This window comes from Micromonospora sp. URMC 107 (genome assembly GCF_051386315.1).
In the GTDB taxonomy this organism is placed as follows: domain Bacteria; phylum Actinomycetota; class Actinomycetes; order Mycobacteriales; family Micromonosporaceae; genus Micromonospora.
The window spans coordinates 17203-27758 of sequence record NZ_JBPQTK010000076.1 but is presented as its reverse complement, the minus strand read 5'-3'; the positions used below and the strand labels follow the sequence as shown (position 1 = coordinate 27758).

The 10556-nt window shown below is 72.4% G+C and carries 6 protein-coding genes; 4 read left to right on the top strand and 2 right to left on the bottom strand.

Going from position 1 to position 10556, the window contains the following annotated elements:
• The first annotated feature begins 229 nt into the window (after positions 1–229).
• Positions 230–1513, top strand: a complete 1284-nt coding sequence (locus ACSNN9_RS17965) for a citrate synthase (protein WP_436674503.1) — start codon at positions 230–232, stop codon at positions 1511–1513.
• Here ACSNN9_RS17965 and ACSNN9_RS17960 read toward each other — a convergent pair.
• Positions 1465–2844 (bottom strand): glycosyltransferase family 4 protein, encoded by a 1380-nt coding sequence (locus tag ACSNN9_RS17960; RefSeq protein ID WP_436674502.1) that lies wholly within the window; start codon positions 2842–2844, stop codon positions 1465–1467. The two genes, ACSNN9_RS17965 and ACSNN9_RS17960, sit on opposite strands and share 49 nt — an antisense overlap.
• A gap of 331 nt (positions 2845–3175) precedes the next feature.
• Between ACSNN9_RS17960 and glgX the strand changes: the two genes are divergently transcribed.
• Genes glgX through treZ form a run of 3 tightly spaced genes read left to right on the top strand, consistent with a single transcriptional unit; the run spans position 3176 to position 9349 of the window.
• Positions 3176–5293 (top strand): glycogen debranching protein GlgX, encoded by a 2118-nt coding sequence (gene glgX / locus ACSNN9_RS17955; RefSeq protein ID WP_436674499.1) that lies wholly within the window; start codon positions 3176–3178, stop codon positions 5291–5293.
• Between the two features lies 1 nt (position 5294).
• Complete coding sequence (gene treY, locus ACSNN9_RS17950; RefSeq protein ID WP_436674497.1) at positions 5295–7619, top strand: malto-oligosyltrehalose synthase; 2325 nt, start codon at positions 5295–5297, stop codon at positions 7617–7619.
• Entirely contained in the window at positions 7616–9349 is a 1734-nt protein-coding gene (gene treZ, locus ACSNN9_RS17945; RefSeq protein ID WP_436674496.1) for a malto-oligosyltrehalose trehalohydrolase, read from the top strand. The genes treY and treZ overlap by 4 nt, the downstream gene beginning before the upstream one ends.
• A 76-nt stretch (positions 9350–9425) precedes the next feature.
• Here the strand turns inward: treZ and ACSNN9_RS17940 are convergent, their stop codons facing one another.
• Entirely contained in the window at positions 9426–10301 is an 876-nt protein-coding gene (locus ACSNN9_RS17940) for an alpha/beta fold hydrolase (RefSeq protein WP_436674494.1), read from the bottom strand.
• Positions 10302–10556 lie beyond the last annotated feature (255 nt).

Here is a 10556-nt window from a genome sequence, read left to right as displayed (position 1 = left end):
GGGTGGGGCGGGGGTGCGATGGGCGTGGGGCGGGCGGTCGGGCGGGGTAGCGTTCCCATGCCTCGTCGGCAGCGGCGCGCCCGGATTGCGCGGGTTTCCCGGCTCGCTGGTCGGGAAACGGGTGACGCATGCCTCACCGTCGAACCACGACGGGCGGTATCTCCTCGACCGTGATTACGGTAAAAGCGAAGGCAATTCAACGCAGATCTGCCGGCGAAGCGAGGGAAACATGACGGAAGTCAAGCTCGATCACCCCGGTGGGCAGCTTTCGATGCCGGTGCAATCCGCGGTCGAGGGCCCCGCCGGCATCGGGGTGGGCAAGCTGCTGAAGGAAACCGGGATGACGACGTACGACCCCGGCTTCGTCAACACCGCGGCCTGCTCGTCCGCCATCACCTACATCGACGGCGACGCGGGCATCCTGCGCTACCGGGGGTACCCGATCGAGCAGCTCGCGGAGAAGTCCTCCTTCCTGGAGGTCTCCTACCTGCTGATCTACGGCGAGCTGCCGACCCAGCAGCAGCTGACCGAGTTCACCGAGCGGATCCGCCGGCACTCGCTGCTGCACGAGGAGATGCGCCGCTTCTTCGACGGCTTCCCGCGCGACGCGCACCCGATGGCCGTGCTCTCCTCGGCCGTCAGCGCCATCTCCACCTTCTACCAGGACAGCCTGGACCCGTTCGACGCCTCGCACGTCGAGATGTCCACCGTGCGGCTGATGGCGAAGGTCCCCACCATCGCCTCGTACGCCTACAAGAAGTCGATCGGCCAGCCGCTGCTGTACCCGGACAACTCGCTGGGCTACGTGGAGAACTTCCTGCGGATGACCTTCGGCGTGCCGGCGGAGCCGTACGAGGTCGACCCGGTGATGGCCAAGGTCCTGGACATGCTGTTCATCCTGCACGCCGACCACGAGCAGAACTGCTCCACCTCGACCGTGCGGCTGGTCGGCTCCAGCAACGCCAACCTCTTCGCCTCGGTCTCGGCCGGCGTGAACGCGCTCTTCGGTCCGCTGCACGGCGGCGCCAACCAGGCCGTGCTGGAGATGCTGGAGAAGATCCAGGCCGACGGCGGCGACGTCGCGTCCTTCGTCCGCAAGGTGAAGGACAAGCAGGACGGCGTGAAGCTGATGGGCTTCGGCCACCGGGTCTACAAGAACTACGACCCGCGCGCGGCGATCGTGAAGAAGGCGGCCCAGGACGTGCTTGGCCGGATGGCCAACCCCGACCCGCTGCTGGACATCGCCATGCAGCTGGAGGAGATCGCCCTCGCCGACGAGTTCTTCGTCTCCCGCAAGCTCTACCCGAACGTGGACTTCTACACCGGCCTGATCTACAAGGCCATGGGCTTCCCGACCAAGATGTTCACGGTGCTCTTCGCGCTGGGTCGGCTCCCCGGCTGGATCGCGCAGTGGCGCGAGATGATCAACGACCCGGAGACCAAGATCGGCCGCCCGCGGCAGGTCTACACCGGTGCCCCCGAGCGGGAGTACACCCCGTTCGCGCAGCGCTGAGCTCCGACCGTACCGACGGCGAAGGCCGGCGCGGTGGCGATCGCCGCCGCGTAGGCGGCGGCCGTGCGCTGCGCGATGGCCGACCAGCCGTACCGCTCGTGCACCATGACGCGGGCCCGGCGGGCGAGCTGGCGGGCCCGGTCCCGGTCCGACAGCAGCGCGTCGACGGCGTCGCTGAGCCCGTCCGGGTCGTGCGGCCGGAAGGTCATCCCGGTCACCCCCGGCTCGACGATCTCGGCGAGGCCACCGGTGGCCGACACCGCGAGCGGCGCGCCGGCGGCGGCGCCCTCCAGGGCCACCATGCCGAACGGCTCGTAGATGCTCGGCACGGCGAAGCAGTCGGACGCGGCCATCACGGCCGGCAGGTCGGTGCCGCCGAGGAAGCCCGGCAGGCTGACGGTGCCGCCGAGGCCCAGGCGGTGCACCTCGGCCTCCAGCTCCCCGCGGTACGGCCCGTCGCCGACGATGACCGCGCGCAGCCCGGGGTGCCGCTCGCGCAGCCGGGGCAGCCCGGCGATCAGGTGCTGCACGCCCTTCTCGTAGACGAGCCGGCCGGCGAAGGTGACCAGCGGCCCGTCCCCGGCGAAGCGGGCGCGGGCCTGCGCCACCGCGGCGGCCGGGACCCGCCAGCGGTGCGGCTCCACCCCGTTGGGCACCACGTCGACCCGGCCCGGCGGCACGCCGAACAGCCCGGTCACCTCGTCGCGCATGTAGCCGGAGCAGACGATCACCCGGCCCGACTCGCCGGCCAGCCAGTGCTCGACGCCGTGGATGGTGCGGTTCATCTCCTCCGGCAGCCAGCCCTGGTGCCGGCCGGCCTCGGTGGCGTGGATGGTGCTGACCAGCGGGATGTCCAGGTGCTCGCGCAGGGTCATCGCGGTGTGCGCGACGAGCCAGTCGTGGGCGTGGATGACGTCGTAGGAGCCGGCCTCGGTGGCGCGCAGGGCGGCGCGGGTGAGGGTGTGGTTGAACGCCATGGTCCAGGCGAGCAGGGAGGAGGTGGCCAGGGGGAAGGTGACCGGGTCCTCGGCGGCGCGGACGATGCGGACGCCGTCGGCGTACTCCTCCAGGGGTGCGCCCTCGCTGTGCCGGGTGACGACGGTGACCTCGTGCCCGGCGGCGGCCAGGGCGACCGAGAGGGCGTGCACGTGCCGGCCGAGGCCGCCGACCAGGACCGGCGGGTACTCCCAGGAGAGCATGAGGATGCGGCGGGTCTGCGGGGGCGTGCCCGGTCCGGCCGCCGTCGGGAGCTGGGGCCGGGAGGTGAGGGTGGGCCGGTGGACCCGGCCCGGAATGGTGGTGGGCTGCTCGCCGACCCGCAGGGTCGTCACATCAATCTCCGTCCATGCATGGTGGAACGCGCCGGCAACGGTGGCGGCAGAACGAGTGGTGGGGGTGGCCGAGGGGCCGACTGGAGACGCGCGTGCGCGCCCCGCGAACAAGCAAAGGGCATGCGAGCCGATCCCGCACCTCGAAAGGGGCCAAGGTGACGGACGACACCCGAAGGTCCAGCTCGCATCAGTCGGGCGGATACCGGTCGTCGGCCGAACGGGTGGATTGGCGGCGGAGCGCGCGGGGCAATACCCGCACGCGCGCCGCCGGCCCTCGCCGTGTGGTGCGCTCATGGTGCGGTGCGCGCTCATGATCTTGCAAAGGAGCGACATGCAGGTCTGGCCGGGTGAGCGGTACCCCCTGGGGGCCACCTACGACGGGATGGGCACCAACTTCGCCATCTTCTCGGAGGTGGCCGAGCGGGTCGAGCTGTGCCTGTTCGACGAGTGGGACACCGGGGCCGAGCGGCGGGTCGAGCTGCGGGAGGTCGACGCGTACGTCTGGCACGCGTACATCCCGGGCATCGAGCCGGGGCAGCGCTACGGCTACCGCGTGCACGGGCCGTACGACCCGGCGAACGGGCTGCGCTGCAATCCGGCCAAGCTGCTGCTCGATCCGTACGCCAAGGCGGTCGACGGCGACGTGCGGTGGGACCCGGCCGTGTACGACTACGAGCACGGCGACCCGGAGCGGATGAACACCACCGACTCGGCGGCGTTCATGCCGAAGTCGGTGGTGGTCAACCCGTACTTCGACTGGGGCAACGACAAACCACCCCGCATCCCCTACCACCACTCGGTGATCTACGAGGCGCACGTGCGCGGCCTGACGATGCGCCACCCGGACATCCCCGAGGAGCTGCGCGGCACGTACGCCGGCCTCGCCTCCCCGCCGATGATCGAGCACCTGACGAAGCTCGGGGTGACGGCCGTCGAGCTGATGCCGGTGCACCAGTTCGTGCACGACCACCGGCTGACCGACCTGGGGCTGCGCAACTACTGGGGCTACAACACCATCGGCTTCTTCGCCCCGCACCACGGCTACTCGGCGCTCGGCCACCTCGGCCAGCAGGTGCAGGAGTTCCGGGGCATGGTCAAGGCGCTGCACGCCGCCGGCATCGAGGTCATCCTCGACGTGGTCTACAACCACACCGCCGAGGGCAACCACCTCGGCCCGACGCTGAGCTTCAAGGGCGTCGACAACGCCAGCTACTACCGGCTCAGCGAGGAGGACAGGCGTTACTACGTCGACTACACCGGCACCGGCAACAGCCTCAACGTCCGCAGCCCGCACTCGCTCCAGCTGATCATGGACTCGCTGCGGTACTGGGTGACCGAGATGCACGTCGACGGGTTCCGCTTCGACCTCGCCGCCACCCTCGCCCGGGAGTTCTACGAGGTCGACCGCCTCTCCACCTTCTTCGAGGTCGTGCAGCAGGACCCGGTGGTCAGCCAGGTCAAGCTGATCGCCGAGCCGTGGGACGTCGGGCCGGGCGGCTACCAGGTGGGCAACTTCCCGCCGGTGTGGACCGAGTGGAACGGCAAGTACCGCGACACCGTGCGCGACTTCTGGCGCGGCGAGCCGGCCACCCTGGCCGAGTTCGCCTCCCGCATCTCCGGCTCCGCCGACCTCTACCAGGACGACGGGCGCCGCCCTTTCCACAGCATCAACTTCGTCACCTGCCACGACGGGTTCACCCTGCGCGATCTGGTCTCGTACAACGACAAGCACAACGAGGCCAACGGCGAGGAGAACCGGGACGGGGAGAGCCACAACCGGTCCTGGAACTGCGGCGTCGAGGGCGACACCGACGACGGGGCCGTACGCGCCCTGCGGGCCCGGCAGCGGCGCAACTTCCTGGCCACCCTGGTGCTCTCCCAGGGCGTGCCGATGATCGGCCACGGCGACGAGCTGGGCCGCACCCAGCACGGCAACAACAACGCCTACTGCCAGGACAGCGAGCTGGCCTGGGTCGACTGGGACGCCGCCGACACCGACCTGCTGGAGTTCACCCGCAAGCTCGTCGACTTCCGCCGCCGCCACCAGGTGTTCCGCCGCCGGCGCTTCTTCACCGGCCTGCCGGTGCGCTCCCGGCTGGTCGACGAGCCCCTGCCGGACCTGGCCTGGTACACCCCCGACGGGCGGGAGATGACCGGCGAGGACTGGGGCAACGACTTCGGCCGCGCCGTCGCGCTCTTCGTCAACGGCGAGGGCATCCGCGAACGCGGCCCGTACGGCCAGCGCCACGTGGACGGCTCCTTCCTGCTCTGCTTCAACGCCCACGACGCCCCGCTGGACTTCACCGTGCCCGGCCCCGAGTTCGGGCCGCGCTGGGAGGTGGTGATCAGCACCGCGGAACCGGAGCCCGAGAAGACCACGGTGGTCGAGGCGGGCGGCACCCTCTGCGTGCCCGACCGGTGCGTGATGGTGCTGGAGAGGAAGGCCTGACATGTCGACCACCCCTCGACCCGACGCGTCCCGGGTGGGCGCCACCTACCGGGTGCAGGTGCGCCCCGGCTTCGACCTGGACGCCACCGCCGCACTCGCCGACTACCTGGCCGGCCTCGGCGTCACGCACCTCTACAGCGCGCCCCTGCTCACCGCCACCCCCGGCTCGGCGCACGGCTACGACGTGGTCGACCACCGTGCCGTCAACCCCGAGCTGGGCGGCGAGGCGGCCCGGCAGCGGCTGCTGCGGGCGCTGCGCGCCGCCGGGCTCGGCCTGGTCGTGGACATCGTGCCCAACCACGCCGGGGTGGCCGTGCCCGCCGCCAACCCCGCCTGGTGGGACGTGCTGCGCCGGGGCCGGGACTCGGCGTACGCGAGCTGGTTCGACGTCGACTGGGACCGCGGCCGGCTGCTGCTGCCGGTGCTCGCCGACTCCCCGGACGCCCTCGACGACCTCAAGCTCGCCGAGGGGGAGCTGCGCTACCACGAGCACCGCTTCCCCATCGCCGACGGCACCGGCGACGGCAGTCCCCGCGAGGTGCACGACCGGCAGCACTACGAGCTGGTCTCCTGGCGGCGCGGCGACGCCGAGCTGACGTACCGCCGCTTCTTCGCGGTCTCCGACCTGGCCGGGCTGCGGGTGGAGGACCCGGAGGTCTTCGCCGCCACCCACGAGCAGGTCCTGCGGTGGGCGGCGGCCGGCGAGGTCGACGGCATCCGCGTGGACCACCCGGACGGGCTGCGCGACCCGTCGGCCTACCTGGCCCGGCTGCGCGCCGCCGCCCCCAACGCGTGGCTGGTGGTGGAGAAGATCCTGGAGTACGGCGAGGAGCTGCCGGACTGGCCGGTGGACGGCACCACCGGCTACGACGCGCTCGCCGCCGTCTGCGGGCTCTTCGTCGACCCCGACGCGGAGGGCGACTTCACCGCCCTGGACACCCACCTCGTCGGCCGGCACACCTCCTGGCAGGACCTCACCCACGACACCAAGCTCGCGGCGGCCACCCGGCTGCTGTCGGCCGAGCTGACCCGCCTCGCCGCGCTCGCCGGTGACGTCGACCACGACACCGCCCGGGCGGCGCTGGCCGAGCTGGCCGCCGCCTTCGCCGTCTACCGGGGCTATCAGCCGGAGGGCGCCCGGCACCTGGCCGCCGCCCGCGCCGAGGCCGGCCGCCGCCGCCCCGACCTGACCGGCGCGCTGGACGCGCTCACCCGCCGTCTGCGCGACCCGGACGACGAGCTGGCGAAGCGCTTCCCGCAGTTCACCGGCGCGGTGATGGCCAAGGGGGTGGAGGACACCGCCTTCTACCGGTGGAGCCGCTTCGTCGCGCTCAACGAGGTCGGCGGCAGCCCCGCGCACTTCGGCGTGCCGCCGGCCGAGTTCCACCGCTTCGCCGCCGCCCGGCAGGTGCGCTGGCCGGCGAGCATGACCACCCTCTCCACCCACGACACCAAGCGCTCCGAGGACGTACGGGCCCGCCTCGCCGTGCTCAGCGAACTGCCGGGGCGCTGGGCCGACCTCGTCGCCCGGTGGACGGCCCGCGCGCCGCTGCCCGACCCGGCCTTCGCGCACCTGCTGTGGCAGACCGCCGTCGGCGCCTGGCCGATCGAACGGGAGCGGCTGCACGCGTACGCCGAGAAGGCCGCCCGGGAGGCGTCCGCCGCCACGAGCTGGGCCGACCCCGACCCGGTCTTCGAGCGGGCCATGCACGACGTGGTCGACGCGATGTACGACGACCGGCAGCTGCACGCCGAGCTGACCGCGTTCGCCGACGAGATCGCCCCCGCCGGCTGGTCCAACTCGCTGGGGCAGAAGCTGGTGCAGCTCGCCATGCCCGGGGTGCCGGACACCTACCAGGGCACCGAGCTGTGGGACAACTCGCTGGTCGACCCGGACAACCGCCGCCCGGTCGACTTCGCCGTACGCCGGGAACTGCTGGCCCGCCTCGACGCCGGCCCGCCCCCGCCGGTCGACGCCGGCGGAGCGGCGAAGCTGCTCGTGGTGTCGCGGACCCTGCGGTTGCGCCGCGACCGCCCCGAGCTGTTCACCGGCTACCGGCCGGTGCCGGCCCACGGGCGCGCCGGTCGGCACGCGCTCGCCTTCGACCGGGGCGGCGCGATCGCGGTCGCCACCCGGCTGCCGCTCGGCCTGGCCCGCGCCGGCGGCTGGGGCGACACCACCCTGTCACTTCCCGTTCACGAGGTGACCGACCTGTTCACGGGCCGGTCCTACAGTGGCGGGCAGACTGCCCTGGCCGACCTGCTGGCCACCTATCCCGTCGCGCTGCTGGCTCCCACCACCGAGTCCGTGGAGGCTCCGTCATGACCGAGTTCACGGTGTGGGCGCCGGAGGCCGCCCGCGTCCGGCTGCGCCTGCCGGGCGTCGCCGACCACGAGATGCGCGCCGGCCCGGACGGCTGGTGGCGCATCGAGGTGCCCGCCGCCGGTCCCGGCACCGACTACGCCTTCCTGCTCGACGACGACGAGCGGGCGCTGCCCGATCCCCGGTCGGCCTGGCAGCCGGCGGGCGTGCACGGGCCGAGCCGACGCTACGACCACGCGGCGTTCGAGTGGACCGACCAGGCCTGGTCCGGCCGGCAGCTGCCCGGCAGCGTCCTCTACGAGCTGCACGTCGGCACGTTCACCCCCGAGGGCACCTTCGACGCCGCCATCGGTCGCCTTGACCACCTGGTCGACCTCGGCGTCGACATGATCGAGCTGCTGCCGGTCAACGCCTTCAACGGCGAGCACAACTGGGGCTACGACGGCGTCTGCTGGTATGCCCCGCACCAGCCCTACGGCGGGCCGGACGGCCTCAAACGGCTGGTCGACGCCGCCCACGCCAAGGGTCTGGGGGTGATCCTCGACGTCGTCTACAACCATTTTGGGCCCTCCGGGGCCTACGCGCCGATGTTCGCGCCGTACCTCACCGAGCAGAGCAACACCTGGGGCCGCACCGTCAACCTCGACGGCCCGCACTCCGACGGCGTGCGCCGCTACATCGTCGACAGCGTGCTGATGTGGCTGCGCGACTACCACGTAGACGGGCTGCGCCTCGACGCCGTGCACGCCATGCCCGACTCGCGCGCCACCCACCTGCTGGAGGAGGTGGCCGTCGAGGTCGAGGCGCTCTCCACCCACCTCGGCCGGCCGCTGTCGCTGATCGCCGAGTCCGACCTCAACGACCCCACGCTGATCACGCCCCGGGAAGCCGGCGGCTTCGGCCTGCACGCCCAGTGGAACGACGACGCCCACCACGCCCTGCACACCCTGCTCACCGGCGAGCGGCAGGGCTACTACGGCGACTTCGGCTCGCTGGAATGCCTCACCGACGTGCTGACCGGCGGGTTCTTCCACGCCGGCACCTGGTCCAGCTTCCGCAACCGCCACCACGGGCGGCCCGTGGACCGGCAGCGCACCCCGGGCCACCGGTTCGTCGCGTACCTGCAGAACCACGACCAGATCGGCAACCGGGCCACCGGCGACCGGATCTCCGCCACCCTCTCCCCGGGGCTGCTGCGGGTCGGCGCGACGCTGCTGTTCACCGCGCCGTTCACCCCGATGCTCTTCATGGGCGAGGAGTGGGCCGCCAGCACCCCGTGGCAGTTCTTCACCAGCCACCCCGAGCCGGAGCTGGCGACCGCCGTCGCCACCGGCCGCAAGCGGGAGTTCGCCGCCCACGGCTGGCCGGAGGGCGACGTGCCGGACCCGCAGGACCCGCAGACCTTCGCCCGTTCCCGGCTCGACTGGGCCGAGCTGGACAAACCCGAACACCGCGAGATGTACGAGTTCCACAAGCGGCTCATCGCGCTGCGCAAGAGCCGCCCCGACCTGTCCGACCCGAGGCTGCACGCCGTCGACGTGCGCCCCGGCGACCAGTTCCTGGTGATGCGCCGGGGCGACACGCTGGTGGTCGCGAACCTGGCCGCCAAGCCGCAGCGGATCACGCTGCCGGGGGTGGCGCGCCGGGTGCTGCTGGCCACGGGGGAGGGCGTCACCGTGACGCGCGACCGGATCGAGCTGCCGGCGGAGACGGCGGCCATCGTGGCGCTCTGAACGGCGCTCGGCGTCGCTTCGCCGCCGGCAGTGGTGCCGCTGCCGGCGGCGGTCGGCCCGTTCCCGCCGCCAGCGGTCAGCCGGCGTCCAGCACCTCGTGCAGCTTGGCCGCGAACTCGGCGGGCTTGCCCGCGTAGCCGAACTCGCCGCCCATGAAGCCGCCGTGGTGGCTCGGGAACACCACGGCCTCCTGGCCGAGCAGCGCCGCGGTGGCGACCGCCGTACGCGCGGTGTAGGTCCCCGCAGTCTCCTCACCGACCGCGATCACGATCCGGCTCGGTGCCGCCGTGAGCGCCGCCGCGTCGGGCCGGTAGTCGATCACCGGCCCGGAGGCCTTCGACAGCAGCGGGTCGTCGCGGGAGCCGTCGTCCTCGGTCGGCAGGCCGAACGCCGCCGGGTCGGGCGTGGGCTGGGCGAAGTAGGCGTCGGTGTACTCGCCCTGCCACGACGTCATCGCGATGAACGCGGCCATCCCCGCGCCCTGGCCCTTCGCCTGGTAGGCCTCGTGGACGGCGGCCTGGGCGCGCTCGGCCGCCGCCGCGTCGGGGAGCACGGCGTTGATCGGCGGCTCGTGCGCCACCAGCGTGGCGACGTCGCCGGGGTAGGCTGCGACCAGTTCCAGCGCGGTCACCGCGCCGCCGCTGCTGGCGAACACGTCGACCGGAGCCGAGCCGAGTGCCTCGATCAGCAGATGCAGGTCGGCCGCCTGCTGCTGCGGCGTGTGGTCCGACCGGCCGTCCGTGCGGACGCTGCGGCCGAGCCCGCGCGGGTCGTAGGTGACGACCGTCCGGTCGGTGAAGTGGGCCGCGAGCGCGTTGAAGCCCTCCGCCGTCATCGGTTGGCCGATCATGAGCAGCGTGCGGTGATCGCCGGAGGCCGACAGCGGACTGCGCACGTCGTAGACCAGGTCGACGCCGGGCACGGCAAGGGTGTGGGTCTCCATCGTCGTCATGCCGGGGAGCCTACGACCGAGGGGTGACATAGCGAGTGTTACGCGCGGGAGGTACCCACCTGCCGCGGACACCGGCACCGGCGTCAGGATCTGCGGCATGGAGTTCTTCTGCTATCACCGCGACCGGCGCGACTCGCTGGGACTTCGAACCGAGCTGCGCGAGGAGCACTGGTCCTACACGGACCGGTACGCGACGCGGATGATCGCCCGCGGGCCGACGTTCGCCCCCGACGGGGGCCGCTGCTCTCCGACGAC